Below are 25,735 nucleotides of genomic sequence, written 5' to 3' on the forward strand. Positions count from 1 at the left end.
TTGATGGCGCTGTGTAGATGGTGGATATGGAAATTCGTTATGTCGGCGGGCCCACGGCCGTCATCGGCCTCGGCGGGGTTCGGCTGCTGACCGATCCCACGTTCGACGCGCCCGGCGACTACCCGATCGGGGACCGGGTGCTCACGAAGACCGCGGGACCCGCCTTCGGGCTCGACGAGGTCGGGCCGGTCGACGCGGTGCTGCTCTCGCACGACCAGCATCCGGACAACCTCGACCGAGCCGGCCGGGCCCACCTGGCCTCCGTGCCGCTGGTGCTCTCCACGGGGTCGGCGGCCGCGCGGCTGGGCGAGGCCCCGGTGCGGGCGCTGCCCAACTGGGAGACCGTCGAGGTCGGCGCGGTGCGGGTGACCGGGGTGCCCGCCCAGCACGGGCCGGACGGGACCGAGCACCTGGTGGGGGAGGTGACCGGGTTCGTGCTCGCCGGTGACGGGCTGCCGACCGTCTATGTGAGCGGGGACAACGCCTCTCTCGACGTCGTCCGCGAGGTGGCCGGGCGGGTGGGGCCGGTGGACGTGGCGCTGCTGTTCGCGGGCGGGGCGCGTACACCGCTGGTGTCCGGCTACCTGACTCTGACCAGCGACGACGCCGTCACGGCCGCCCAGATCCTCAAGGCCCGCTACGTGGTGCCGCTGCACTTCGAGCACTGGGCGCACTTCACGCAGGGCAGGGAGACGGTGGAGAGGGCGTTCGCCGAGCTGGGCGACCGGCTGCGGCTGCCCGCCCCGGGGGAGCGCGTACGGATCCCCTGACCGGCTCGCCCCCGGGGGGTCTGGACTTCCCGGCCGGACAGGTCGGAGCGGCTCGCTCGTGGCGAACAGGCGCGGTCCTCCCGGGCCGCACCTGACATGGTGGGGCGGTGAACTGGAACACGCGAGCCCTCGACGTGCTCGCGGCGGGCGAGCCCACCCCGCTGATCGACTTCCCGGTGCCGGCGCCGGGGATCCGGTTGCTGCTGAAGGACGAGTCCGCGCAGCCGACCGGGAGCCTGCGGCACCGGCACGCCAGGGCGCTGTTCCGCCGGTCCGTGCTCGACGGGTCGATCACCGAGGGCACGACCGTCGTGGAGGCGACGGGCGGCAACGCGGCCGTGGCGCAGGCCTGGTTCGCCCGGCGGCTCGGGCTCCCGTACATCGTGGTCATGCCGGGCGAGCGCAGCCAGGCCCGGGCGCGGCCGGTGGAGGCGCTGGGCGGGGAGTGCCGGTTCGTGACGCCGCCGCTGGCGATCTACGACGCGGCCCGCGAGATCGAGGGGCACTTCCTGGACCAGTTCGGGCGGGCCACGCCGCATGATCTCGCGCAGGAGCTCTTCGAGCAGGTACGGCCGGACTGGGTGGTGACGGGCGCGGGCACGGGGGCGACCTCGGCCACGCTCGGCCAGTGGATCCGTGCTCACGGTGAGACTTGCCGGGTGGCCGTGGCGGATCCCGAAAATTCGGCCTATTTCCCGGGGTGGACCCTCGACGTGCCCGACTACGCCACCGGGATGCCGTCGCGGATCGAGGGCATCGGGCGGCCGCGGATCGAGCCCGGCTTCCGGCCGGACCTCGTGGACCTGGTGGTTCCCGTGCCCGACGCGGCCGGCGTGGCGGCCGCCCGGATCCTGCGGGAGGTCACCGGGCTGCCGGTGGGCGCCTCGTCGGGCACGGCGCTGTGGGCGGCGCTGGAGCTGGTCGAGCGCATGGTGGCCAGGGGCGAGAGCGGGACCGTGGTGTCGCTGATCGGTGACGCGGCCGACCGGCATCTGGCGACCTGCCACGACGACAGGTGGGCCGCCGGGAAGGGGCTGGAGGTCGAGCCGCACGTGGGGACTTTGCGGCGGCGTACGAGCGTGTAGCTCGGGCCTGGCGGCGGCGTACGAGCGTGTGGCTCGGACCTGGCGGCGGCGTACGAGCGTGTGGCTCGGGCCTGGCGGCGGCGTACGAGCGTGTGGCTCGGACCTGGCGAATGCGGATCGGCGGGTGGCCCTTGGTCGGCGCGGCCTCAGGTCAGGGAGTGGCTGACCCAGACGTTCGGCTCGACGTAGACGGCGTGGTCGTGCTCCACGTCGCAGTGGACCGGGCTGAGCGCGCCGGACACCTCGATCGCCCCGGAGCGGTCGAAGGGCAGGTTCGTCCAGCGCCGCCACTCCGCCAGCGTGCCCGCCACCACCATCGAGCGCGGCGCCACCTTGACGATCTTCCCGCCCGCCCGTACGTGCACCCGCAACCACGCGTCGTGGGGCAGGCCGTCGGGGCGGGTCCTGAACGCGTACTCGGTCATGGGGGTGTGCGGTTCGAGGTGCTTGCGGTTGGGCCGGACCGGCGCGACCAGCTCGGCGTAACCGAGCCGGGCGGCGTGGTCCCGCATCGCCGCCACCATCAGGGCCGACAGCCCCGTGCCCTGCAGGTCGCGGCGCACAGTGATCTCCAGTGCCGAGATGCTGTCGGCCGGCGTGCCCCGGTGCCGGGCCAGCCAGCCCGAGCGGATCGCCCCGTCCCACCCGTCGTCGGGCAGCTCGGACCCGTCCGTACGGAACGGGATCATGCACGCCCGCGCCACCGGCACCCCCGGGTCCGTGTCGTCGTCGGCGACGAGGACGTACTCGGCGTAGTCCGTGGCGGCGATCGGATAGAACAGGTCGGCGATCGGATCGTTCAGCATGAACTTCTGCCACGTATGGTCCATGTCCCACAACGACGGCGCGAACTCTGGACGCTCCGCGAGCGTCGTGATCTGCAGGGCCATGCGGGCCATTCTCACATTCCGACCCACTGGTATGTGTCTCGCTAAATCTGCAAATGCTTGCGCTACCGTCGGCGCATGACACAACTAGACGCCAGGCTGCGAGCCATCACGGACTTGATCGTGGCCGAGGCGCGAGAGGGCGGCGGCAGACACGAGTACGACGGCCGGATCCAGGACCTGTCGCCCGACGGCGTACGTGCCGGGCTGGCCCGGCTCGGCGCGGGGCCCGCACCCGAGGACGCGCATGACGCCAGGCACCTTGAGGTGTTCGAGGAGAGCCTGCGCACCCAGTTCGGCGAACTGGAGCTGCATCGCAAGAACCCGCTGATCCACCTGAACAACCTCGACCTCGCCTGCTACGACCGCGACTACGGCCCCGCCGGGGAGCGTGCCACGGCCAGGAAGGCCCACCTCGGCCTCTGGCCGGACGCCGTGCGCCACGCGATCGACTCGCTCGACCAGGTCGCCGCGCCCGTCGCGAACTCCCTGCTCGGCGCGGCCAGAGGGCTGGCCGCCGGGATCACGGACGAGGCCGCGCTGGAAGCGCACGGCAGGCTCGTCGCCCACCTCGAACACGCCGCCGCGAACGGCGACCCCGACGTCGCGCTCGGCGGCCCGGCGCTGGCCCGCCTCATGGGCACGGCCGAGGGCCTGCCGGTGGACCTGGGCAGGCTGGCCGAGCGGGCCGACGCCGAGCGCGACCGGCTGATGGCGCTGCTCGCCGAGTCCTGCGCCAAGCTGGGCGAGCGCGACAAGGCGCCGCTGGACGTGGTACGGGAGCTGGTCAAGGACCACCCGGACGCCGACGGGGTGATCGAGGCCGCCAGGATCGGCACGGAGAAGGCCATCGCGTTCACCCGCGAGAAGGATCTCGTGCCCTACCACGACGGCGAGTGCCTGGTCGGGCTGGCGCCGGAGTCGCGCCGCTGGGCGATGGCCATGATGGCGTGGAACGCGCCCGGCGAGTCCGAGGGGCCCTCCTGGTACTACATCACGCCGCCCGAGCCGTCCTGGCCCCAGCAGGAGCAGGAGGAGTGGCTGGAGGTCTTCAGCCGTACGACGCTGTCGGCGATCAACGTGCACGAGGTCGCCCCCGGGCACTTCTCGCACGGCAGGGCGTTGCGGCGGGCCTCGTCGGAGGTGCGGCGGCTGCTGCAGTCGATGGCGTTCGTCGAGGGCTGGGCGCACTATGCCGAGGAGCTGTGCGTCGAGGAGGGCTTCGAGGCCGGCGACCCGCGTTTCGAGATCGGCGTCTGGGTGGAGGCGCTGCTGCGGGTCACCCGGCTGGCCTGCGCGATCGGCGTGCACACCGGGCAGATGACGGTCGAGGAGGGGGCCAGGCGCTTCTCCTCCGACACGCACGTGGCGGGCCCGGCCGCGCTGTCCGAGGCCAGGCGGGCGACGTTCGACCCCACCTACGGGCGCTACACCTGGGGCAAGCTGCTCATCCAGGACCTGCGGGAACGGGCGCGCGCGGAGTGGGGTGCCGGCTTCAGCCTGCTGCGGTTCCACAAGGCGCTGCTCGATCTCGGCTCGCCGCCTCTGGGCATGATCGGCGCAATCCTGTAGACGTGCTCGCCGACGTCGATCTCGGCGGCCTGGCCGAGACGGCCGGCTGGCCGCGGACGCCGGACGAGCTGGACTCCCACGCCTCGCTCGGCCGGGCCGCCGCGAGCGGCATGGAGCCCTCCGAGGTCGCGGGCATGGTCGTGGAGGCGATCAAGGAGGAGCGGTTACTGCTGCTGACCGACCCCAAGTACGCCGACCGGCTGCGCTCGCAGACCGAGTCCCTGCTCACCGGAGACCTGCCGGACCACCAGTGATCTGTCACCGGGCCTACCAGTGTCGTTCGTGGGCCAGCACCCGCACCACCGTGCCGCTGGGCGGCTTGACCAGCAGCCGGACCGAGTCGCCCGGCAGCACGTCCCGGTAGAGGCCCGGCTGGACCGAGAACGCGGTGGCCGCCGGTGAGTGGCCGTCGTGCAACGCGATGTAGTAGCCCGGCGGGGCCACGGCCGCCGCATCGTGGTGCGGGCCGGCGGGCACCTTCCCGACCCAGCGCTTGACCACGTGCCCGGCGACCTCCTGCCGCCCGGGCCCCGGCGTGTCGGCGGGCTCGATCTCCACCCCCGGCCAGCCGCTGCCCGTGTAGATCCACTCGTGCCGCGGGTCGGCCGGCGCGGGTCCCGAACCGGCGATCCGCCTGCCGCTCGTGGTCGGCACGAACCCCCGCCCGGCCAGCAGCAGCCCGGGCCCGGCCACCAGCGACACCATCGTCGCGATCATCCCGGGCCAGGACAGGCCGGCCGCCGCCACGGTGGTGTACCAGGGGATGACGAGCGCGACGGCCAGTAGCACCGGCACGATCACCGTCCGCCAGCGCCGCCGGGCCAGGCCGAGATCGATGGCGCTCTGGCGGACCAGGGGGAGGAAGCCGCCCTCGAGTTCGGCGCCCTCGGGCATGAGAGCGGTCACCGGTGCGTTCGGGGCCCCGGCCAGGAGGGCAGTGACGCGTTCCAGCACCCACCGCTCGTACGACCGCAGCGGCTCCCGCCCCGCCCCCTCCTGCCTGGGGGACAGGCGGTCACCCTCGATCACCACCCACCCGCGCTCGGCCAGGTCGAACAGCGCCGCGTGAAAGACCTCCTGGGCCCGCATCCCGCGTAAGAGCTCGGCGACCGGCGGGGGCGCCGGGCGCTCGGGGACCTGAGCGGCCCTGCCCCTGCTGGACAACTTGAAGGCGGCGGCCAGCGTGGCGACCCAGAGCGCCCACGCCGTCGCCGGCCAGACAAGATCCATTGTTCTGTGTTAGCACGTGTGCCGGTGCCAGGCCAGGTGTAATGCGCAAGGCCGATAGACTGTGCTTACCGCATTTGCCTTTTGGGGGGGTTCTCTCGGTGTCTGAATTCGACACGGTGCTGGTGGTCGACTTCGGCGCGCAATACGCGCAGCTCATCGCCCGGCGGGTGCGCGAGTGCCACGTCTACTCCGAAATCGTGCCCTCGACCATGCCGGTCGAGGAGATGATGGCCAAAAACCCAAAGGCGATCATCCTGTCCGGCGGTCCCTCGTCGGTCTACGCCGAGGGCGCGCCGCCGGTGCCGCAGGGGCTGTTCGCCACGGGCGTGCCGACCTTCGGCATCTGCTACGGCTTCCAGGCCATGGCGCAGGCCCTGGGCGGCGACGTGGCCCGCACCGGCGTGGCCGAATACGGCGGCACGGCGCTGGAGGTGCTCGAGGAGGGCGTCATCTTCGCGGGCCTGCCGGCGAGCCAGACCGTCTGGATGTCCCACGGCGACAGCGTCGCGGCCGCTCCCGAGGGCTTCACGGTGACCGCCTCGACCCACGAGACGCCGGTCGCCGCCTTCGAGGACACCGGGCGCGGCCTCTACGGCGTGCAGTTCCACCCCGAGGTGCTGCACTCCGAGCACGGCCAGGCGGTGCTCAAGCACTTCCTCGACGCGGCCGGCTGCCGCCCGTCGTGGACGATGCTCAACATCGTCGAGGACTCCGTCGCGGCCGTGCGCCGCCAGGTCGGCGACGGCCGCGCCATCTGCGCGCTGTCGGGCGGGGTGGACTCCGCGGTGGCCGCCGCGCTCGTGCAGCGCGCCATCGGCGACCGGCTGACCTGCGTCTTCGTCGACCACGGGCTGCTGCGCAAGGGCGAGGCCGAGCAGGTCGAGCGCGACTTCGTGGCCGCCACCGGCGTGAAACTACGCGTCGTGGACGCCGCCGACCGCTTCCTGAAGGCCCTCGAAGGCGTCTCGGACCCCGAGGAGAAGCGGAAGATCATCGGCCGCGAGTTCATCCGCGTCTTCGAGGACGAGCAGCGCGCCATCATGGCCGACCGGCCGGTGGAGTTCCTGGTCCAGGGCACCCTCTACCCCGACGTGGTGGAGTCCGGCGGCGGCACCGGCACCGCCAACATCAAGTCCCACCACAACGTCGGCGGCCTGCCGGACGACCTGCAGTTCAAGCTGGTCGAGCCGCTGCGGGCGCTGTTCAAGGACGAGGTCCGGCGGGCGGGCGAGGAGCTGGGGCTGCCGACCGCGATGGTCTGGCGTCAGCCGTTCCCCGGCCCCGGCCTGGCGATCCGCATCGTCGGCGAGGTGACCCGCGACCGTCTGGCGCTGCTGCGCGAGGCCGACGCCATCGCCCGGGAGGAGCTGTCGCGGGCGGGCCTGGACCGCAAGATCTGGCAGTGCCCGGTGGTGCTGCTGGCCGACGTGCGGTCGGTCGGGGTGCAGGGCGACGGGCGCACCTACGGTCACCCGGTCGTGTTGCGGCCGGTGACGTCGGAGGACGCGATGACGGCGGACTGGGCGCGGGTGCCCTACGACGTGCTGTCACGCATCTCGACCCGGATCACCAACGAGGTCCGCGACGTCAACCGCGTGGTGCTGGACGTGACGAGCAAGCCCCCGGGCACCATCGAGTGGGAGTGATCCTTGCTGGTCCCGCACGGGCTTTTCCGTGATGAAAACCCCATCTGGTGCGGTGGAGCATGGTGTAAACCCCCCTGTCTGGTGCGGTGGAGCGTGGTGAAACCCCCCATCTTGTACGGCGGAGCCAACGGCACGCCACCCGCCGCACGGGGCTTGGCACCTCCAGGGTGACGCCGGCTGACCCGCACGTGGCGGGCCACCGCAACGGCGCCTCCTTCACCGACTGGGTGGTACTCGAGAGCCGGTCGGGTAATCCCGGCTAAGACGGCACCTGCCCTGCGCCGTGCTCTTCCGGGGTGCTCATCCGTTGGAACTCCCACGGATCGTGGGCACAGAAGATCTCGACCTCATCCTTGCGCAGGTGAGCCAGCTCACGTAGCCGGTGCAGGACCTCGACGCGCCGCTCCCGGTCGACCTGCGCGCCCTCCTGGATGCGTTGCAGCTCGGGGTGCGGCTGGGGCGGGTCCGCGGTGAGTTCGCCGTGGTAGAAGTAGGCGTCGCCGGCGTGCAGCAGCCAGCGATCCGGCTGCCGTACCGCGACCCCGCTGTGTCCCGGGGTGTGCCCCGGCAGCGGGACCAGCAGGATGTCCTCGGGCAGCCCGTCGAGCGGGGCGACGCCGTCGATCCCGAACCACGTGCGCGTGTCGTCAGGCCGGGCCGCGGCCCAGCGCGGGCCGTGCGTGCGGTGGGCGGCCATGAAGCGGTCGAGGCTGTGCTGATGATGTTCGGCGGCCGGATCGGTGACGGCCCGGAGTTCGGCCTCGTGCACGTGAACGCGGGCGTGCGGGAAGTCGGGGAGTCCTCCGGTGTGGTCCCGGTGCAGGTGGGTGAGCACGACATGCCGTACGTCCTCGGCGGCGAACCCGAGCCGGGCGACCTGGCGTACCGCGGTCAGGTCCTGGTCGAGCAGCGGATCGGCGAAATCGACCCACGCCGACCCGAGCCGTCGGCGCGGCTCCCGCAGATCCGCCGAACCGAGCCCGGTGTCGACGAGGACCAGCCCGTCCCGATCGGTCTCGATCAGCAGGCAGTGGCAGACCGCCCGCGCGGGTGCCAACGAGGTGCCGACCGGCGCGACGGCGGACAGCGATCCGCAGTTAAGGTGATGAACACGCACGTGAATGCTCCTTAGGTGCGAGATCGGGCGACAAAGGAACGCCCTATCGAGCAGGAAGGCTAGGAGGCCAGGCAGTGACTCACCAAGCGGTTGGTTACGCCCAGGACGGACCACTGGGCGCGTGCCTGGGCCCGGCCGTCGAGCCCAACCCCGACTGCCCCGTCGAGGTCACCCTTGCCACGCTACGCGGCCGCTGGACCCCGCTCGTCCTGCTGGAATTCCTCCGCAACGGCGAGCGCAGCTACTCCGAGCTGGCCGCCGCCCTGTCCAGGCTCTCCGACAAGGTGCTCTCGGACCGCCTGGCCCAACTGACCGAGGCAGGCGTCATCGAACGCCACCGCACCCCGTCCTGGCCCCCACGGGTGACCTACACCCTGACCGAACGCGGCCGAGCCCTCGCCCCCGTACTGGAAACGCTGTGGTCCTGGGGTGCCGCCGAGAGCCCCTGAATTCACGGACGACCTCAGCTACGGCGAAGCCGATGTCGTACCAACCACCGCACGTGACACAGTCCCTTCAGGTGGGCCCGCACATAACCCGGCCCCGCACGCCTCCTCTCCGTATTCCAGACGATTGAGCCCGCGTGGGTCAGCTCCAGTGCACCATCAAGATGAGAAACGACGACCCGCTTGCCGACCTCCAACTCGCTCTTGCGCACATTTTCGGGAAGGAATGGTTGGAATGACCCAACTCATTGCTCAGGCCATCCGGAAAGACGGGTACTGGATCGCGCTGTTCGAGGGTCACCCTTCCGGTGGTGTTTCCGGTGACACTTTGGCCGAGCTTCACGAGGAGGTCGAGGCCGTCAAGCATTTCGTCCTCGATCTTCCCGTAGATGTCGCCGTCGAGGTCGAGTACGCCTACGACCTCGGCGACGAGCAAGCGGCCGCGGAGCTCGCTGAATACCGGGAAGCTGATGTGAAAGCAGCGAGTCCATCAACTCAAGCACGCCGGCTAGGCCTTTGGCCGCTGTCCGCTCAGCTCGCTCGTCCCTCGACCGATTGCCGAACGCCTGCTCGCCAGGGTGAGGCCGGCCCACCCGGTTCCAGGAGACGGGGTCCATCGCCTGATGCCTCACGCCTGCTCGGGCCGGGGTGGCGGCTCGGACGTGACTGGTTCGGTCTCTGCGCGGGTCTCGCTTCGCTCAGGTTCTGTGTGTGCGCTGGTATCGGGGTTCGGGGGGTCGGATTCGGGTTGCGGCGAGTGCGTCGGGCGTACGACACGCCGTACGAGCTCCACCCCCACCCGTCCCACACCACCCAGGAGCAGCGGCACCAGCAGCACCCCGATGAGGATGGGTGAGGCCATGTACCGGAAGTCCTGGGCCGAGATGTTGGCCAGGATCGCCAGTTGCTGGCCCGCCACCACGGCGGCCAGCCCCGCCGCGTACCGGTTGCGCAGCGCCCAGGCGGCCATCCCCACCGCCAGGTACGACAGGTACGACCACCCGGCCCCCCGCCACAGCAACCAGTCGTACGAGGGAGCCAGCGCCCCGGTCAGCCACGGATCGGCCACCGCGTACAGCTCCTGCGACAGCGGCCGCAGCGAGAACACCCACCTCCCCGCGTAGTCCGGCACCTTGGTGGGACCCACGTAGGTGTCGGCGTTCGGCCGCCGGGAGAACCGGTACGTCATCCCGCCGGCGCCCAGCTCGTCCTGCACCGGTTGCCACGCGATGGCGCCCCGGCACAGCCGGGTGTCCACGATCATCCCGGGCGCGGTCACCAGCAGCCGCCGCCACAGGTCCAGCAGCTCGCCGGAGTGCGCGTCCGCCGCCGTCCAGCTGAAGTCCCGCCGCCAGATCAGCGGATTGACCGTGTGACAGGTCCCTCCTTCCCACCACCGGGTCAGCGGTGCGACGGAGGCCATGATCGCCTTGTCCCGGTCGGTGAACAGCTCCGGACGATCCCGGTAGGCGACCGCGATGTCACCGAACGCCGTGTGGAAGACGTACGTCCTGGACGGCGGCTGGATGCCGAACCGGGGATACACCAGCTCGGTGAGCAGCAGGGGAACGGTGGCGGCGACGGCGCCGACGAGCAGCACGCGGACCCGCAGAGTCGTGACGATCACCACGAGCACCACCGTGGCGACGCCCACGACGAGGAAGCCGTTCGCGCGGAACAACCCCAGCGCCGTCATGAGCACCCCGAGCCCGGCCAGCGCCGGCCAGGTCACGGCGCGCCGGACCGCGATGCGCGCGCACACCCCGGCCACCGCCACCGCGCAGATGGTGAACGGCACGTCCTTCCACAACGTCACCGCGAACGCGCCCACCGGCGGCGCCAGCGGCATCAGCATGGCGACGGCGGTCGTCAGCAGGCGCGGCGCGCCGAGCGCGATGAGCGAGCGCGCCAGGTACGTCAGCGCCAGCGCCATGGCCGTCGTCTGTGCGAATGTGACCGCGCCCAGGTCACCGGTCCTGGTGAAGCTCAGCCAGAGCAGGGCGTCGTAGGCCACGGAATGGTCGCTCACCCACGGCCCGGCCAGCGTGTGGCTCAGGTAGAGCACCGAGTCACGGCTGAACAGGCCGGGGTAGAAGGCCGCCCACCAGCAGGCGAGCACCGCCTGCTGGACCAGGAAGGTCGCGAGCGCGCCCCACGGCCCGGGCTTGGCGGCAGTGATGGAGTCGCGCATGGCTCAGATCCCGAATCGCCGGGAGATCTACCTCTTGAAGTAGCTCTTCCCCGCCGCCGGGCCCTTGCCCCGGAGCAGCGTCGGCACCGTGACGAGGTGGTAGCCGCGTTTCTTCAGCTCCTTGATGATCTCGGGCATGGCCTTGACGGTGCCCGGCTCGGTGTCGTGCATGAGGATCGCGCCGTCGCGCTTGGCCAGCTTGAGCGCCGCCGCCTTGATCTTCGCGGCGTCCTTCAGGCTCCAGTCGAGCGTCGTGCCCGTCCAGAGGATCTCCGCGAGATCCACCTGGTTGGCCAGGTTGAGGACCCGCGCGTCGGTGCTCCCGTACGGCGGACGGTACATCGTCGGCCGATACCCCGTGGCCTTCTCGATCACCTCCTGGTTGACCTTGAGCTCCTCAAGGATCTCGTCGTCCAGGCGGGTGGGGAGCGAGGCGTGGGAGTAGGTGTGGTTGCCGATCGCGTGCCCCTCGGCGAGCGTCCGCTTGGCGATCTCCGGATGCTTCACCACCTGCCTGCCCACCAGGAAGAAGGTGGCCTTGACCCCTTCCTTCTTGAGCAGCTTGAGCAGGGTGGGCGTGTGCTCGCCGGGTCCGTCGTCGAAGGTCAGGGCCAGACATTTGACTCGGGAGCAGTCCACGGTCGCCTGGGCGGTTGCCGGGGCGGTCGTCGAGGTAAGGGCCAGTGAGGCCGCGATCAGGGCATTAATCACCACGGACGTAAGCCTAGAGCCATGACCACCTATCAGGTTGATGCCTAACATCTCGGTCTGAACACTGTCATCTACCGAGACGGGCGCGAAGGAACAAAGTCACGCCTTTGAGTGATTTGACCGGAAGATACCTTTCAGCCCGTACGACCGCCGACAGGCCGGCGTTCACCAGGAAAGGCGTCCTGCGCAGGTCGCTGCCCTGGGAACGGCGGCGGTGCAGCACCACGAGCGGGCGGAGCAGCACGTTCCAGCTCCAGACGCGATCGACCTTCAGCCCGGCCTTCTCCACGACGACGGTCAGCGACTCGCGGCCGTAGCGGCGTACGTGGCCCACGGCGTCGTCATGGGCGGACCACAGCGCCATGTCGCACGGCACCGCGATCAGCGCGTGCCCGCCCGGCGCCAGCACCCTGGCGATCTCCTCGGTGACCAGGTGGTCCTCGCGGATGTGCTCCAGCACGTCGAACGCGGTCACCAGGTCCATGCTGTCCGGCTCGAACGGCAGCGCCCGGGCGTCCGCGAGCACGGCTTTGAGCCCGCGTTCCCTGGCCAGGTCCACCGCCGTCTGGGAACTGTCGGTCGCCGTCGCGTCCCAGCCAGCCGCGACCAGCACGCGGGTGTTCCCGCCGCCCGCCGCGCCGACGTCCAGCGCCCGCCCGGGACGGCCCAGCTCGCGCAACTCCCTGCGCAGGATGGCGCGGCGCTCGCGGTACCACCAGTGGCCGTCCTCCAGTGCGACCAGGTGGCGGATGTCAGTGCTATCCATCGGATGTCAGTACCTCGTACGGGAGAGGACCCAGCGGTCCAGAGCGGCGAAGTGGATCAGGGTGAGCAGGCAGTACGTGGCCACGACCGCGCCCACCTCCGCCGCCCGGCCGGCGCCCGGGGGCACCGCGAGCACAGCCATGGTGGTGAGCGGGTAAATGACCGTGAAGAGCATCGCCGCGCGCAAATGCGGTGTGGTGCGCCTTTTGAAGGTCCACCGGCGGTTCGCCTCGATGTTGATGACCCCGGCCAGGACGAGTGCGCCGAGATTGGTCATTTCCGGCGACCAGTTGTCCCGCAGGGGGACGTAGGTGAGCGCGTACAGGATCGCGGAAAACAGGCCGATCACGGTGAACGACGCGAATCTCGTCACCGGCACCGCCCGGGGCCGGGTGACCACGGCGTCCGGATGTGTGGGCGTGGGCTCCGACCTGGCCACCTCGACCCGGGCCCGGCCCATCGCCATCGACCACGCGACCCTGGCCAGCCCTCTCAGGTCGTCGAAGGCCGTACGGATGATCCGCACCCGGGAGTCGACGTCCTCGATCCAGTCGACGGGCACCTCGTGCACGCGCAGGCCGTTGTGCTCGGCCAGCAGGAGCAGCTCGGTGTCGAAGAACCAGGAGTCGTCCTCGACCTTGGCCATCAGCGGCCCGACCACGTCGGTCCTGGCGGCCTTGAAGCCGCACTGGGCGTCGGTGAAGCGGGCCCCGAAGCCGTACCTGAGCAGGGCGTTGTAGCCGCGCGAGATCACCTCGCGGCGCAGCGAGCGGCGGGTACGCGCGCCGTGCGCCAGCCGCGTGCCGATGGCGATCTCGGAATGCCCGCTGGCCACCGACGCGACCAGCGGGAACAGGGCGCCGAGGTCGGTGGAGAGATCGACGTCCATGTAGGCGACGATGTCGGCCGGGCTGTCCTGCCAGGCCGCGCGCAGCGCCGCGCCCCGGCCGCGGACGTCCAGCCTGAGGGCGTGCACCTGCTCGAACCGTCCGGCCAGCGCGGCGGCGACCGGCCAGGTGGCGTCGGTGCTGCCGTTGTCCACGATCGTGATGCGCCACGGCAGCGGGAAGGCGGTGTCGAGGAAGGCGGCCAGCGTGCGTACGCAGCCGGGCAGGGCGCGCTCCTCGTTGAGCACGGGGATGACGATGTCGACGCTCGCCGCTCCGGTGCCGGTGTCGAGGATGCGGGGGCTCGGCGCCAGGGCGGCACGCGTGTCCATGAAATCCCCTGATCGTGTTCGTGGCCGTGGGTCCACGGAAATGGTGCAGGGGACGTCCAGCGAGGCGCGTGCAACTTTTCCGCAAGATTACATGAGAGGAGAGAAACTTTACCGTTCGGGGATCCGATAAATGGTGGAGGTGCCGTTCCGGAACCGCAATTGTGCGAATTTCCCCAGCTTCGGATTCGGGCCGGTAAAAAGCCATTTGACGCCATATTTCTGGGCGAGATGCCGGACGTTCTCGACTGAGGGCTCCCGGAACACCGCATCGTTCGCCGCCAGCCGCGCCGGGTCAGCGAACGGCACCGCGAGATACGAGGTCACGAACAGCTCGGTCCGCGACTGCGTGCTCCCGGCGTACGCCCACCCCTCCACCAGCACCCGCCGCTCGCTGAACCCCGACACCCAGTGATGCCTGCTGTCGCACAGCCGCCACTGCGGGAACCGGCAGTGCAGGTCGGTGGCCACGACGTCGCCGGGCGCGGAGTGCTCGCGCAACCACCGGCCCGCCGCCTGCGCCCCAGCGGGGATCAGCCGGTCCCGCCGGTCCTCCTCCGGTAGCACGTGCCCCACCACCTCCCACGCGGAGGCGGGCATCGCGTACCCCGCCAGCAACGCCACCACGGCCAGCACGTGCCCCCGCCGCCACACCACGACCGCGGCCACTCCCAGCACCAGGTACGGCACCACGACCCGGACGAGCGGCCCCCCGGGCACCTCGACCACGAAGCCCAGCACGGCGCCTCCGGCCCCCACCGCCGCCATCCCCCCGACCAGGCGCCCCCGCAGCGAGGGCCAGGCCGCCACCACCCCGCACACGGCGGCAACGGACAGGTAGGGCCGCACCCCTTCGAGGAAGTACAGCTGCGAGGCCGCCGGATGTCCCAGCACCATGACCGCGCCGACCCCGGCCAGGCCCATCCCCAGCAACAGCAGCATGGCCGGCTCCAGCACCCGGCCACCCAGCCCCGCCACACCGCCCCACACGCACGCCATGCAGAACACATGCACAAGGCTCAACACCAGCAGCGGCGCAACGGACACGGAGGCCAACCCGGGCATCCCGACCCCCGCCACCGCCCCCCACAGCTCCCGCATGGCCGCGAACGGCGCGATCACCGTCCCGTACGCCCCCCGCCCGAACACCACGAACTGCGCGACCAGCAGACACCCGAACGTGACCACCGCCGGCCGGACCCACTCGCGCCACGGCCCCCGCAGGACCGCCTGCACCACCAGCACCACCACCAGGCCCGCCAGCAGCAGCGGCAGGAAGGTGGCCTTGGCCCCGGTCAGCGCCAGGAGCAGCACCACCAGCACCGCCCAGGGCCGCCGCCCACCGGCGAGCAGCAGCACCACGGGAGCGAACATCAGGGCCCCGAACGTCTGCGTCGGACTGGCCCAGGCCGTGAACATCGAGCGCGTCGGAAAGACCACGTCCTCCTGCAACACCGGCCCGAACAGGAAGTACGCGACCCCGACCGCCGCGACCCCGGCCCCCCACCGCCCGCCCGCGAGCCGCCGCCCGATTACCGCCACCAGCACCACCATGGCCGCCGTCATCGGCAACGTGGCCAGCCGGTAGACCAGCGTCGTCGGCTCGATCCCGGTGACCCAGCTCGTGGCGGCCAGGTCGGCGTAGACGAACCAGTGGTACGAGAGCCGCTCGCCCAGCACGGTCGGCATCGTGGGCGGCATGTGGTTCTTGACCTCGCCGACCAGCGCCAGGTGGTACGGCATGTCCACGTACGCGGCGGTCATCGGCACCCGGTAGAGGTGTACGGTGCTCCAGACGATCAGGTAGCCGACCACGCCCGCGAGCGCCCAGGCGCACCACCCCGGCATGCGCTCCCCGGAGCCGTCCCCCCGCCAGTGCCGCCGCAACCCGGGCACCGCGACGAAGGCGCCGATCATCACCACCGGCGGCACCAGGACCAGCAGCGGCGCCCCCGCCGCCCGGGCCGGGATGTAGGCGAGCACCTCGACCGCGTACCCCAGTGCCAGTCCCGCCGCGACGTCCTCCGCCGGCGACCGCCCGCCCCCGGCCAGCGCCCGCCACAACAGCGTCCCGGGCAGCGCCACCCCACCCCCGACGTACGCCGCGAACGCCGCCACGTCACGAGCCGAAACCCCGCACCACAGGAACACGCCCACGGCCCCGGCACACACGAGCGCGGCGGGCACCCACCCGGAGCGCGGCCACCGCCCCGGCACCGGACGGACGACCACACCCTCGGCCGGCGGCGCGAACGTCATCTGATCACACCCGATCCCAGTCGTCTGGTCGCAACCGCTTGGTCACGGTCGCCCGATTGCGCACTTCGGCCACGCACGGCCCGGCCAAAACCACCGCCCACAGGCAGCGCTCGGCACTCCCCGCTCCCCGCTCACCGGCCACTGGTCACTGGTCACTGGTCACTGGTCACCGGTCGGCGCTCACCGCTCACCGGCCACCGGTCACCGCCCACCGGTCGGTGGGCGGCGGGCGGCGGTCAACTGGTCACGGTGACCAGCCGCGTGAACTCGACCGGTAGATCCACCCCGTCCCACACCCGATGGAAGCTCAACGCGCTGCCCACCGGCACCATGCGATCGACCCCACGCCCGGCCAGCCCTCTGGCCAGCTCCTCCAGCTCATCCCGGCCGAACCCGAAATGCGTCATCGTCTGGTCCCGCCGCTCGACCACCGGGACCAGCTCGGCCAGCCCTCCGAGCCTGGCGTGCGCGAACGTCCCGGCCCCCAGCCACGACCGGGGCGCGGCGGCCGCATCGGTCAAGATCACGTTGGCCAGCGCGTTGCCGCGGAACTCGACCCGCTCGGCCACCCCGTCGGCGGCCAGCCCGTAGGTGGCGACCCGCTTCTCCACGGCCATCGCCGCGTCCACAGTCCACCCGTGCCCAGCCACCACCCGCTCCACGTGATCGGTGAAGTCGGCCCTGGCGCTGTCGCAATCGTCCCGGCTCCCCACCCAGAACACCGTCCGCGGCGACGAGCAGGCGGCCTGGTCGAACCAGTAGCCGTCGTTGACGAACCCCTCGGCCACGATGACCCGAGCCGCCCGCGTTGCGCCGAGCCACGCCGCCGCCCGGACGACGGCGAACGAGGAGCGGTCGGGAAAGGCCAGGTCCCTGGCGTGCGGGGCGAGCGGATGCCGCCGGATCTCTCGTACGCTCCGGTCCCCGCCCCACACCACCCGCAGGTCGCAGGCCGCCGACAGCGCGGCGGTGACGGCGTCGGAGCGGTCGTAGGAGACGATCCGCTGCGTGGCACCGATCACCGGGTCGGCCTCGGCCAGCGCCTCATGCAGCGTGTCGAGGATGACCCCGGCGACCGCGCCCGCGCGGGGCGACAGGCGTACGATGTTGCGGTTGCCCATCAGCGCCGACAGGGCCCAGGAGTAGACGAAGACGGTGTCCACGTTCGCGGGCGGGATGTGGAAGACCAGGCCCCGCGGGACGCGTATGTGCGGGCCGCCCAGCGCCTCGACCGTGCGGGCCAGCTCGCTGGGCCGCAGGAAGAAGCCGAGCGACCCGAGCTCGGGATGCCTCCGCGCCAGCGAGGGCCGCAGCAGCCGCCTCCCGAACGCCGCCAGAAACTCACGCACCCGCTCGTCACCCACCTCCAACGGCAATCCCACACCCCCGTCGCCCACCTCCAGCGACGAGCCCACGGCCGTCTCACTCACCTTCAGCGGTGAGCCCACGCCCGTCTCACTCGCCTCCAGCGGCGAGCCCTCGCCCTCGTCGCCCGCCTGCGGAGGAACGCGCCCCACCGCATCGCCGGCCCCCACCTCGTCCCGCATCTGCGCCAGCAGCACGGGCACAGGCACGGGCATGGGCGCGGGCGCGGCGGCCGGGAACCTGACATCCAGCGCGAGACCGGGATCGTCGTCCATCAGCCCCGCCCGAAGGTGTCGCTACAACCACGTGCCTCGGCCCGCGGCAACCTGCCGAGCACCTCGAACCGCCTGCCCGGCCAGCACCCGTCGTCCACGCCACGCACCACCCCGAGGTCCTCGGTCAGCAGCACGTGGCCCGGGTATGACGTGGGCAACGTGCTGACCACTTCGATGAGCCCCGGCTCCCCGGGCGGCGCCTCCGCCCAGGTCTCCGGATCACGAATCACGACGTCGGCGAAATCAGGGCAGTAAAGCCCGTCCCCGTCCGGTCCTTCCAGGAAGATGGTCCCGATCTGCTCGACCATCCCGTAGAAGTTGTGCACCCTGCTCAGCCCGCACTCGGCCGCCAGCCGCCGCCGGAACTCGGCGTTGTCCACCGCCTGCTCGGCCAGCCGCTTCCACCCGCCGGAGTGGATCAGCACCCCATGGGTCAGATCGGCCCCGAGATCCCGCAGATAGAGCCAGACCATGAAGGTGAACCCGAAGACCAGGAACCGCTCGCTCCCGTGCCGCGCCAGAAATTTCCTGACCGCCTCCGTGTCCACCCGCCCCTGCTCGTCGAGCACGAAGGTGTGGTCCCGGCCGAGGCTCATCATCCCGAGCACGCCGGCCCCGCGAGCGCTCAAAGCGGGATCGCTGACGACGGACCGGCTGTCCACGACCAGCATCGGCAACCGCCGCTCGCCCAGCACCACCCGCAGCGTGGCCGCCAGCATCCGCGTCTGCGCCGCCGCGGCCTCCCGATCGAGGAAGATCCTGCTCGGCCGCTGTCCGGTGGTCCCGCTGGAGGTCAGCACCCGGAACACCCGCTCGGCGGGCACACTGCGCAACTCGTGCGTCTTGAACAGCCGCACCGGCAGCCACGGCAGATCCACCACCCGCTCGTACGGGGGCGCCGCGCCGACGGCGTCCAGAATCCCCCGGTACGGCGGGCAGGCCGCCCGATGGTGCTCGGTCAACTCCGCCAGCCGCTCCACCAGCACCGGTTCCCGCTGAGCCGCCCCCAGACCGAACACGCTCACACAAGAACCCCCACCCTCATCGACTGCCCCCACCCACACATCCGCCACCACACCACCCGGGCCGAATACGCCCCGGTCCGGCGCCCGCTGGCCGTGCGCACGGTTGTCGGCCCGGGCGGGTGCCCGGGGGCCGTCATGCGCGTGACTCCAGTGCCCGATAGTCGACCTTGCCCGTGGCCAGCAGCGGCAGGCGGTCGACGCCCCGCACGTCGAACCCGCTCCAGTGCACCCGCAACTCGGACCCCAACCGTCGGGCCAGCCCCGCGCACCCCGCCGCGTTGAGCCCCTCGGCCCACACCGTCACCCGGTCGTCCCCGCTGGTGGCGGCCACCGGCCCGGTGTCGCGCAGCAGTTGCTCGACGTCGTCCAGGTTGACCCGGACCCCGAAGATCTTGGCGATGCGCTTGATGCGCCCCGTGATGTAGAGGAACCCGTCGGAGTCCAGCCGCCCCAGGTCCCCGGTGCGCAGCACCCCGCCCAGGTCGTCGCCCCGCGCCAGGTCGGCGGCCGTCTCGGCGTAGCCCATCATGACGTTGGGCCCGTGGTAGACGATCTCCCCGTCGTCGACGGACAGTCGCCCGCCGGGGATCGCCCGCCCGACGGAGCCGGGTTTGGCGGCCAGCATGTCCGGCGGCAGGACGGCGATGCGGGCCGTGGCCTCGGTCTGCCCGTACATGACGAAGAACCGGTCGGCCTGCCCCGCGAACTGCGTGACCAGCTCCGGGCTCAGCCGCCCGCCGGCCTGCGTGAGCGTGGTCAGCGCCGGGTGCTCGGCGCGGTCGAAGCGCAGCCGGCGCAGCATCTCGTATTGGTAGGGCACGGCGGCCAGCGACGTGCACCGGTGCGCGTCCAGATGGGTCCAGAACGAGCGCTCCAGCAGCCCGGCCTCCGTCAGCACCACGGTCGCGCCCGCCAGCAGATGGCTGTTGAGCACCGACAGGCCGTAGCTGTAGTGCAGCGGCAGGCTGGTGGGCGCGATCTCACCGGGCTGCACGGACAGCGCCGTGACGATGGCGCCGGCGTTGGCGGACACGGCCTGGCGGGAGAGGCGGACGAGCCGCGGGTTGCCCGTCGAGCCCGAGGTGGCCAGCAGGACGGCCAGGTCGGGATGGGGGGCGGGCACCTCGCGGCGCGGCGGCGGGGAGCCGTCGCTCGCGTGCGTGAACCCCAGCAGCGCGGCCGGCCGGAAGCGCGCCACCAGCTCGGCCAGCGCCCCCGCGGACAGGTCGGGGTCGAGCAGCGCGATCGGCCGCTCCGACCGCCAGGCGGCGAGATAGCGCACGACCGAGGTGAGGTTGTTGCGCATCCCGCAGAACAGCGGGCCCGGGCGCAGCCGGGTCAGCGCCTCCGCGGCGCGGGTGACGTGGTCGGCCAGGTCGTCGCCGGTGAGGCCGTCCGGCTCGCCGGCGACGATGAGCCGGGCCTGTGGATGCGGGAAGGACGTCACAGCACCAGCCCGCCGTCCACCCCGAGGACCTGGCCGGTGATGAAGCCCGCCTCGGCCGAGAGCAGGAACGCGGTGGCGCCGGCGACGTCGTCGGGCCTGCCGAGGCGGCCGAGCGGGGTCGCCGAGACCGTGGCCGCGCGGGCCTCCTCGTCGAGCGTGGCCAGCATGTCGGTCTGTACGTAGCCGGGGGCGACGGCGTTGACCCTGATCCCGGCCGGGCCCAGCTCCTTGGCGGCGGCCAGGGTCAGGCCGAGGACCGCGGCCTTGGTGGCGGAGTAGACCGCCTGACCCGGCCCGCCCGAGCGGCCCATGATCGAGGAGATGAGGACCACGGCGGGGTCGGTGCCCCGGCGCAGCAGCCGCAGCGCGGCCTGCAGGGTGTGGGCGGCGCCCATGGCGTTGACCTCGAAGAGCCTGCTGATCGTGTCCTGGCGGACCAGGCCGAGCAGGCCGGCCGCGTGGACGCCGGCGTTGATCACGAGCGAGTCGAGCCGGCCGTGCCGCTGGTAGATCTGCCGCATCATGGCCGCGACCACCCCGGCGTCGGCCACGTCGCCGTGCACGGCGTCGGTCACGCCGCCGGTCTCGGCCGCCACCTCGGCGGCGGCCTTCGCGGTGCGCTCCTCGCCGCGGCCGTGCAGCACGACGTCGTGGCCGGTCGCGGCCAGCCTGGTCGCCACGGCCCGCCCGATGCCCGAGGTCGAGCCCGTGACCAGCGCGACCCTGGCCTCAGACGGCGGCGGCGCCGATGCCATGCTTCTCCAACAGCTCGGCCGCCTTCGCGAACGAGCTCATATCGATCATCTCGTCGGTGTCGATCAGGACGGAGAACTCGTCCTCCATCGCGGCGATCAACGCCATGTGCGCCAGGGAGTCCCACTGGGGGATGGCACGATATTCGAGGCCGTCGACGTCGCCGTCGGCCGGAAGGTTGAGCGCCATGCGGAAGACGGCCCGCAGGCGATCGAGATGACTCATGATCACTCACTCTCTGTCCTCAAGCCACGACGCAGTGTAGCGGTAATCGCGTGGCATGAGAAACCAAGGCCCCGTGCCGGGTAATGGAACCGTATAACGACGCGTGGCACGTGTTGCGGGCTGGGAATGTCGGAAGGGACACGACAACCGTACGGGGGAATTGATGGACGAATCCAATCACTGGTACGGGCACTCCCGCATACTCGGCAGATACTGTGGTCTCCGGGACGAGACGCCAAAACGAATCCAGGGTTTCCTTCAGCACGGATGGAACTATCTGCATGGATTTCCCCCAAATGACCACTGGTGCAGCCCCGGTTATCCCCGTTTCCTCTGGTCCGACGTGCTGCGCCGCCGGGGCTGGTCGATGGGCCGCCGGGGCCAATACCTGGTCGGGGCACCCTGGATCTACCTCCTTTACCTCGAACCCGAGCTGGGCACAGTGCCCGAGCGCAAGGGTACGATCTGGTATCCCTTCCACGGCTGGGAGAAGTATTCCGTCAGTGGTGACCATGCCCAGCTCGCCGATGAAATCCGAAATGTCGAGACTGATCCCGTCACTGTCTGCCTTTATTGGCTGGAATTCGCGAATCCGGACATTCGGCGGGCGTACGAATCAAGGGGATTCCGGGTCATCTGCCATGGCGAGCGCGGATCCCGCTGGGAGGGAAAGGGGCGCGACTTCCTCTACAAGCAGTTGGTCCAGTTGCGGCGCCACCGCAGGGTGGCCTCCAACCGGCTCGGCAGCGCGCTGTTCTACGGCGCGTCGGTGGGCTGCGAGGTGGCCGTCTACGGAGACCCGATGCAGTACGAGGACGAGCGCCCCGAATACGGCGGCACGGCCCGCCGCCTGCGGCTCTGGCCCGAGATGCACGGCACGAGCGTCGATCCCGGGCTGGCGGCGGAGGTGGCGCGGCGCGAGCTGGGATTCGAGTATCAGGCGACACCGGAGGAGCTACGGCGAATGTTCGGATGGAAGCGGACGAGCGTGGGGGCGCCACCGCCCGGCGGGGGAGCGGCAGGGCTGAAGCGACCGGAGCGGCGGGCGAAGGCGAAGGCGTCCGGGCGGCCGAACCCACCTCTCGGAGCGCGGCCATGAACACGCGCACGAACGAGGCCCCCGAGAACGTCCGCCTGATCGGCGGGGAGATGCTGCTGTGGTCCGACATGTCCACCATGGGGGGCGTCACGGAATGGCGGGGCGCGGCCCTGGAGCTGATCAGGCGGATGGTCCCGGAGAGCGGCCGGGTGCTGCTGGTCGGGCCGCACCCGCTGCTGCTGGTGGACGAGGTGGTCGCCCAGGCCCCCGCCGCCGCCGTGCTGCTGCGCTCCTACCCTGACGCCTGCGCCCTCGGCGAGCGGCATCCGGGGCTCGCGGTGTTCTGCGGGCGGCTGGAGGTGTTCGAGGCGGAGCAGCCGTACGATCTGGTGCTGGCGCTCGACGGCCTGCTGCGTACGCACTCCGCCGAGGCCCCGGCCGCCGCCTGGATCGAGTCGCTCGACGCGCTGGCCGCGCTGGTCGCGCACGGCGGGCGGCTGGTCCTCGGCGTACGCAACGACCTGGGCGTCGACCGTTTCATGGAGGCGCGGCCGGCCGACCGGGAGGGCGGCGACGACCAGTGGGCGCCGCACGGCTTCGACCCCAGTTACCCCAGCGGGCCTGGAGCGCTGGACAGCGGGCTGGAGTCGGCCGGGCTGCGCGTGCAGCGTTGCTACGCGGCCTACCCGGGCCGGCAGGCGCCCCGGGCGCTGCTGTCCCGCGAGGCTCTGGCCCGCGACCTGCCGGAGGCGCTCACGTTCCCGCTGAGCGCCAGGGGCGGCGACCGGATGCTGGTGGCCGACCCGCTGCGGCTGACCCGCCTGGTCTTCAGGCACCGCCTGGGAGAGCAACTCGCCCCCCTCTGGCTCGCCGTCGCCACCCGCCCGCACCACGAAGCCCTGCGCCACGAAGCCCTGCGCCACGAAGCCCTGCGCCACGAAGCCCCACACGATGACGACCTGCACGACGACCTGCACGACGAGCCGTACGACGCTCCATATGACGCCCCGAACGACGACCTGCCACTCGGGCTGGTCGAGGAGGGCGCGTCCCTCTACGAGCTCACCCCGGCGGGCCTCAGACGCCTGCCCGACGGCGACGAGCGCCCGATCCCGGCCGGTCGGGTGGTCGAGGAGATCCTGGTCGAGGCGTGCGCCCGCGAGGACGTACGCACGGTACGCGAGCTGCTCGCCGAGCTGGCCGCCTGGCTGGAGGCGGGCGGCGACCCGTCGGCGGCGACCGACGGCCTGGTCTACGACGGCGAGCGGTTCGCGGCCATCGGCCCGGCGGTGCTCCCGGCCACGACGCCGGACCCGCGCGTGGTGCTGTGCCGGATCCTGTGGCGCTTCGCGGTCAGGCTGCAGGCGGCCGGGCACCACCACCCGTGGCCCTGGCCGCTGGAGGCCGACCAGCTCGCGCTGACGCTGTGCGGCATGGCGGGCCGCCCGTGCGACCCCGGCGACCTCGACCTGGCCCGCAAGCTGGACGCCGAGCTGGGCCAGCCCGCCGAGCTGGCCGAGCAGGCGCCGACCTACCGCGACCTGCTGGGCGCCCGCGATCGCCTGGCCGACCAGCTCACCGCCGCGCTGGCCAGGATCTCGCGCCTGGAGACCAAACTCTCCTACCGGGAACGCGAGCTGGTCAGGGCGAGGTCAAAGCTGCGCAGGATCCAGCGCAAGGCCGCCGCCTACCGCAGAACCCTCGGATACCGCCTCTCCCGCCGCCTGGCCCGCCCCGGCAAGGTCGCCCGCCGCGTCATACGCCTGCTGTCCGGGTGACCTCACGATGGCCGACCCAACGACTGAGGAGTGCATGTGCCGGTTCTCTCGGTGATCGTCCCGTTCTACAACGTCGAGAAATACGTCGGGCCCTGCCTCGACTCCGTCACCGCCCAGATGATGACGGACCTGGAGGTGATCTGCGTCGACGACGGGAGCTCCGACGGAGGCCCCGACCTGGTCCTGGCCAGGCAGGCGGACGACCCCCGGATCAGCCTCGTCAGGCAGCGCAATCAGGGGGTCGGCCGGGCCCGTAACGTCGGTGTGAGCCGGGCCCTGGGCCGCTACCTGGCCTTCGTGGACGGTGACGACACCGTCCCCCGCGACGCGTTCCGGCGGCTGGTGTCCTCGCTCGAGTCCACCGGCTCCGACCTGGCCTGCGGAAACGTCATGCGCCTGCACAACAACCTGCTGGTGCCCTCGTGGGCGCACCGGCAGGCGTTCGCCAAGCCGATGGAGGCTACCCACATCACCCGCCACCCCCTGCTGATCCGCGACCGCATGCTGTGGAACAAGGTCTACCGCCGCTCCTTCTGGGACCGCCTCGGCCTGAGCTTTCCCGAGCGCATGTACGAGGACCAGCCGGTGGCCATGGCCGCCCACGTCGGAGCGCGTTCCGTGGACGTGCTGGCCAGGGTCGTCTACCACTGGCGGCAACGCGACGAGCCGGGCACCTCGATCACCCAGCGCTGCCTGGAGCCGGGCAACCTGCGCGACCGCCTGCTGTCGGTGCTGGAGACGTCCGCGCTGCTCGAAAGGGGGGCGCCGAAGCTCAAACCGGACTTCGACCGCGACACGCTGGACATCGACATGGCCGTCGCCGTGGAGGCCGTGGCCGCGATGGGGCCCGCGCCGGACCCGGAGCTGATCGACCTGATCGTGCGCTATCTCGACGGCGTCTCGCGCGAGGCGTGGCACAGCATCCCGTTCGAGCACCGCCTCCAGGTCCACCTGCTGCACCGGCGCCGCCTGGACGAGCTGGCCGACGCCTTCGACCAGGCCCGCGCGGGGCGGCTGCAGCCCCGGATCAGCGCCACCGGGGTCGTGCGCAAGCGTTGGTACGGCCATCACCCCTGGCTGCCGGCCGACCTGTCGGAGGTGTCGGACGAGCTGGGCCTGGTGGCCCGGCTGGTGAGCCTCGAATGGCGCGACGGCGTGCTCACCGGGGTGGGCCGGGCGGCGGTCGGCAGGTTCGACATGGCCGAGCTGCGCCGGTTGCGGGTACGCGTATGGATGCGCGAGCGCAAGACCGGCGACGTCGTCCGGCTTTCGGCGGCGGAGGCCACGCCCACCTGGGAGAGCGTCGAGCAGGAGGACGGCGTCCCGGTGGCCGAGCACGCGTTCCCGTTCAGGTTCGCGTTCGACCCGGCGATGCTGTCGCCCGCGCAGCTCGCCCGGTGCGGCCACTGGGACCTGCGCGTCCAGCTCCGGGGGTACGGGCTGAAGCTGGACGGCCGGGTGGCCGGGCCGCGCTGGTCGCCGCCCCTGATCCCGGCGCCGCGGCGGCGGGCGGGCGTGTGGCTGGTGCCGGTACGCAATCACCGGGGGGTTTGGGGGCTGCGGCTGCGCACGGCCCAGGCGGTCATCGGCGAGTGCCGGGTGGACGACGGCGACCTGGTGTTCTCGGGGGAGATCTCCGACGTCGGCGACGGCGATCCGGTGCTCAGGTTGCGGCGCAAGAGCGATGGCGAGGAGATGTACTTCCCGGTGGAGCTGGCGGGCCGGGACTTCCACGCCCGCGTGCCGCTGGCCGACATCGACGAGAGCGTCGGGACCGAGTCGTGCTGGGAGGTCGTCATCGACCAGGGCAAGCCCATCCGGCCGCTGGTGCGTACGCGGCAGCGGCCGGTCGCGACCGTCGCCGACCGGCGCTTCCTCGTCGACCGGGCGGAGGACGGCTGCCTGCTGCTCGCCGAGCGCTGACGATCACGCC

Annotated in this window: 23 protein-coding genes; 9 read left to right on the plus strand and 14 right to left on the minus strand. The window is 71.6% G+C overall.

Annotated features, from left to right (window positions below; genetic code table 11):
- Nucleotides 1-26 precede the first annotated feature (26 nt).
- Nucleotides 27-770, plus strand: coding sequence for an MBL fold metallo-hydrolase (locus tag ABGB18_RS39595; RefSeq protein ID WP_347700806.1), 744 nt, complete (start codon nt 27-29; stop codon nt 768-770).
- A gap of 107 nt (nt 771-877) precedes the next feature.
- Nucleotides 878-1,855 carry a pyridoxal-phosphate dependent enzyme gene (locus ABGB18_RS39600; protein ID WP_347700807.1) on the plus strand — a complete coding sequence of 326 codons (978 nt, stop codon included), beginning with the start codon at nt 878-880 and terminating at the stop codon, nt 1,853-1,855.
- 146 nt (nt 1,856-2,001) lie between these two features.
- On the opposite strand, the gene ABGB18_RS39605 is transcribed toward ABGB18_RS39600, so the two are convergent.
- Nucleotides 2,002-2,745: an N-acetyltransferase gene (locus ABGB18_RS39605; RefSeq protein WP_347700808.1), complete on the minus strand. Its 744-nt coding sequence runs from the start codon at nt 2,743-2,745 to the stop codon at nt 2,002-2,004.
- Nucleotides 2,746-2,820: 75 nt separating this feature from the next.
- Here ABGB18_RS39605 and ABGB18_RS39610 point away from each other — a divergent pair, with 75 nt between their 5' ends.
- Together ABGB18_RS39610 and ABGB18_RS39615 are read left to right on the plus strand one after the other, a co-directional pair.
- Entirely contained in the window at nt 2,821-4,314 is a 1,494-nt protein-coding gene (locus ABGB18_RS39610; protein WP_347700809.1) for a DUF885 family protein, read from the plus strand.
- Nucleotides 4,315-4,316: 2 nt separating this feature from the next.
- Entirely contained in the window at nt 4,317-4,568 is a 252-nt protein-coding gene (locus ABGB18_RS39615) for a hypothetical protein (RefSeq protein WP_347700810.1), read from the plus strand.
- A 13-nt stretch (nt 4,569-4,581) separates the two neighbouring features.
- Here ABGB18_RS39615 and ABGB18_RS39620 read toward each other — a convergent pair whose 3' ends face one another.
- Entirely contained in the window at nt 4,582-5,544 is a 963-nt protein-coding gene (locus ABGB18_RS39620; protein ID WP_347700811.1) for a hypothetical protein, read from the minus strand.
- Between the two features lie 41 nt (nt 5,545-5,585).
- On the opposite strand from ABGB18_RS39620, the gene guaA reads away from it, so the two are divergent.
- Nucleotides 5,586-7,190, plus strand: a complete 1,605-nt coding sequence (guaA, locus tag ABGB18_RS39625) for a glutamine-hydrolyzing GMP synthase (protein ID WP_347700812.1) — start codon at nt 5,586-5,588, stop codon at nt 7,188-7,190.
- Nucleotides 7,191-7,449: 259 nt separating this feature from the next.
- On the opposite strand, the gene ABGB18_RS39630 is transcribed toward guaA, so the two are convergent.
- On the minus strand, nt 7,450-8,307 hold the full coding sequence (locus ABGB18_RS39630; RefSeq protein WP_347700813.1) for an MBL fold metallo-hydrolase: 858 nt from the start codon (nt 8,305-8,307) through the stop codon (nt 7,450-7,452).
- 74 nt (nt 8,308-8,381) lie between these two features.
- On the opposite strand from ABGB18_RS39630, the gene ABGB18_RS39635 reads away from it, so the two are divergent.
- Complete coding sequence (locus ABGB18_RS39635) at nt 8,382-8,756, plus strand: helix-turn-helix domain-containing protein (protein WP_347700814.1); 375 nt, start codon at nt 8,382-8,384, stop codon at nt 8,754-8,756.
- A 139-nt stretch (nt 8,757-8,895) separates the two neighbouring features.
- On the opposite strand, the gene ABGB18_RS39640 is transcribed toward ABGB18_RS39635, so the two are convergent.
- The 11 genes from ABGB18_RS39640 to ABGB18_RS39690 form a co-directional block, all read right to left on the minus strand.
- Nucleotides 8,896-9,189, minus strand: coding sequence for a hypothetical protein (locus ABGB18_RS39640; RefSeq protein WP_347700815.1), 294 nt, complete (start codon nt 9,187-9,189; stop codon nt 8,896-8,898).
- Between the two features lie 192 nt (nt 9,190-9,381).
- Nucleotides 9,382-10,944, minus strand: coding sequence for a hypothetical protein (locus ABGB18_RS39645; RefSeq protein ID WP_347700816.1), 1,563 nt, complete (start codon nt 10,942-10,944; stop codon nt 9,382-9,384).
- A gap of 27 nt (nt 10,945-10,971) precedes the next feature.
- Nucleotides 10,972-11,658 (minus strand): polysaccharide deacetylase family protein, encoded by a 687-nt coding sequence (locus tag ABGB18_RS39650; protein ID WP_347700817.1) that lies wholly within the window; start codon nt 11,656-11,658, stop codon nt 10,972-10,974.
- A gap of 64 nt (nt 11,659-11,722) precedes the next feature.
- Entirely contained in the window at nt 11,723-12,421 is a 699-nt protein-coding gene (locus ABGB18_RS39655) for a class I SAM-dependent methyltransferase (protein ID WP_347700818.1), read from the minus strand.
- Nucleotides 12,422-12,427: 6 nt separating this feature from the next.
- Nucleotides 12,428-13,639 (minus strand): glycosyltransferase, encoded by a 1,212-nt coding sequence (locus tag ABGB18_RS39660; protein ID WP_347700819.1) that lies wholly within the window; start codon nt 13,637-13,639, stop codon nt 12,428-12,430.
- A gap of 108 nt (nt 13,640-13,747) precedes the next feature.
- On the minus strand, nt 13,748-15,895 hold the full coding sequence (locus ABGB18_RS39665) for a hypothetical protein (RefSeq protein ID WP_347700820.1): 2,148 nt from the start codon (nt 15,893-15,895) through the stop codon (nt 13,748-13,750).
- Between the two features lie 236 nt (nt 15,896-16,131).
- Nucleotides 16,132-17,535: an acyl-CoA reductase gene (locus tag ABGB18_RS39670; protein WP_347700821.1), complete on the minus strand. Its 1,404-nt coding sequence runs from the start codon at nt 17,533-17,535 to the stop codon at nt 16,132-16,134.
- On the minus strand, nt 17,535-18,560 hold the full coding sequence (locus tag ABGB18_RS39675; protein ID WP_347700822.1) for an acyl-protein synthetase: 1,026 nt from the start codon (nt 18,558-18,560) through the stop codon (nt 17,535-17,537). The genes ABGB18_RS39670 and ABGB18_RS39675 overlap by 1 nt, the downstream gene beginning before the upstream one ends.
- 133 nt (nt 18,561-18,693) lie before the next feature.
- Nucleotides 18,694-20,007, minus strand: coding sequence for an AMP-binding protein (locus ABGB18_RS39680; protein WP_347700823.1), 1,314 nt, complete (start codon nt 20,005-20,007; stop codon nt 18,694-18,696).
- Nucleotides 20,004-20,762: an SDR family oxidoreductase gene (locus tag ABGB18_RS39685; protein WP_347700824.1), complete on the minus strand. Its 759-nt coding sequence runs from the start codon at nt 20,760-20,762 to the stop codon at nt 20,004-20,006. Before ABGB18_RS39685 ends, ABGB18_RS39680 begins: the two co-directional genes overlap by 4 nt.
- A complete protein-coding gene (locus ABGB18_RS39690; RefSeq protein WP_347700825.1) occupies nt 20,737-20,985 on the minus strand; it encodes an acyl carrier protein in 249 nt (82 codons plus the stop codon). Before ABGB18_RS39690 ends, ABGB18_RS39685 begins: the two co-directional genes overlap by 26 nt.
- Before the next feature lie 343 nt (nt 20,986-21,328).
- Between ABGB18_RS39690 and ABGB18_RS39695 the strand changes: the two genes are divergently transcribed.
- Genes ABGB18_RS39695 through ABGB18_RS39705 form a run of 3 tightly spaced genes read left to right on the plus strand, consistent with a single transcriptional unit; the run spans nt 21,329 to nt 25,725 of the window.
- On the plus strand, nt 21,329-22,084 hold the full coding sequence (locus ABGB18_RS39695) for a hypothetical protein (RefSeq protein WP_347700826.1): 756 nt from the start codon (nt 21,329-21,331) through the stop codon (nt 22,082-22,084).
- Nucleotides 22,081-23,802 (plus strand): hypothetical protein, encoded by a 1,722-nt coding sequence (locus ABGB18_RS39700; protein WP_347700827.1) that lies wholly within the window; start codon nt 22,081-22,083, stop codon nt 23,800-23,802. Before ABGB18_RS39695 ends, ABGB18_RS39700 begins: the two co-directional genes overlap by 4 nt.
- 36 nt (nt 23,803-23,838) lie before the next feature.
- Complete coding sequence (locus tag ABGB18_RS39705; protein ID WP_347700828.1) at nt 23,839-25,725, plus strand: glycosyltransferase family 2 protein; 1,887 nt, start codon at nt 23,839-23,841, stop codon at nt 25,723-25,725.
- The last annotated feature ends 10 nt before the right edge of the window (nt 25,726-25,735 follow it).

The sequence above is a fragment of the Nonomuraea sp. B12E4 genome (assembly GCF_039871825.1).
In the GTDB taxonomy this organism is placed as follows: domain Bacteria; phylum Actinomycetota; class Actinomycetes; order Streptosporangiales; family Streptosporangiaceae; genus Nonomuraea.

What these genes read in the sequence shown, in the direction of transcription:
- ABGB18_RS39660 (WP_347700819.1), bottom strand. Translation starts at nt 13,639, where the DNA reads ATGGACACGCGTGCCGCCCTGGCGCCGAGCCCCCGCATCCTCGACACC.
- ABGB18_RS39595 (WP_347700806.1), top strand. Translation starts at nt 27, where the DNA reads ATGGAAATTCGTTATGTCGGCGGGCCCACGGCCGTCATCGGCCTCGGC.
- ABGB18_RS39620 (WP_347700811.1), bottom strand. Translation starts at nt 5,544, where the DNA reads ATGGATCTTGTCTGGCCGGCGACGGCGTGGGCGCTCTGGGTCGCCACG.
- ABGB18_RS39665 (WP_347700820.1), bottom strand. Translation starts at nt 15,895, where the DNA reads ATGACGTTCGCGCCGCCGGCCGAGGGTGTGGTCGTCCGTCCGGTGCCG.
- ABGB18_RS39670 (WP_347700821.1), bottom strand. Translation starts at nt 17,535, where the DNA reads ATGGACGACGATCCCGGTCTCGCGCTGGATGTCAGGTTCCCGGCCGCC.
- ABGB18_RS39690 (WP_347700825.1), bottom strand. Translation starts at nt 20,985, where the DNA reads ATGAGTCATCTCGATCGCCTGCGGGCCGTCTTCCGCATGGCGCTCAAC.
- ABGB18_RS39700 (WP_347700827.1), top strand. Translation starts at nt 22,081, where the DNA reads ATGAACACGCGCACGAACGAGGCCCCCGAGAACGTCCGCCTGATCGGC.
- guaA (WP_347700812.1), top strand. Translation starts at nt 5,586, where the DNA reads ATGCGCAAGGCCGATAGACTGTGCTTACCGCATTTGCCTTTTGGGGGG.
- ABGB18_RS39685 (WP_347700824.1), bottom strand. Translation starts at nt 20,762, where the DNA reads ATGGCATCGGCGCCGCCGCCGTCTGAGGCCAGGGTCGCGCTGGTCACG.
- ABGB18_RS39610 (WP_347700809.1), top strand. Translation starts at nt 2,821, where the DNA reads ATGACACAACTAGACGCCAGGCTGCGAGCCATCACGGACTTGATCGTG.
- ABGB18_RS39605 (WP_347700808.1), bottom strand. Translation starts at nt 2,745, where the DNA reads ATGGCCCTGCAGATCACGACGCTCGCGGAGCGTCCAGAGTTCGCGCCG.
- ABGB18_RS39645 (WP_347700816.1), bottom strand. Translation starts at nt 10,944, where the DNA reads ATGCGCGACTCCATCACTGCCGCCAAGCCCGGGCCGTGGGGCGCGCTC.
- ABGB18_RS39655 (WP_347700818.1), bottom strand. Translation starts at nt 12,421, where the DNA reads ATGGATAGCACTGACATCCGCCACCTGGTCGCACTGGAGGACGGCCAC.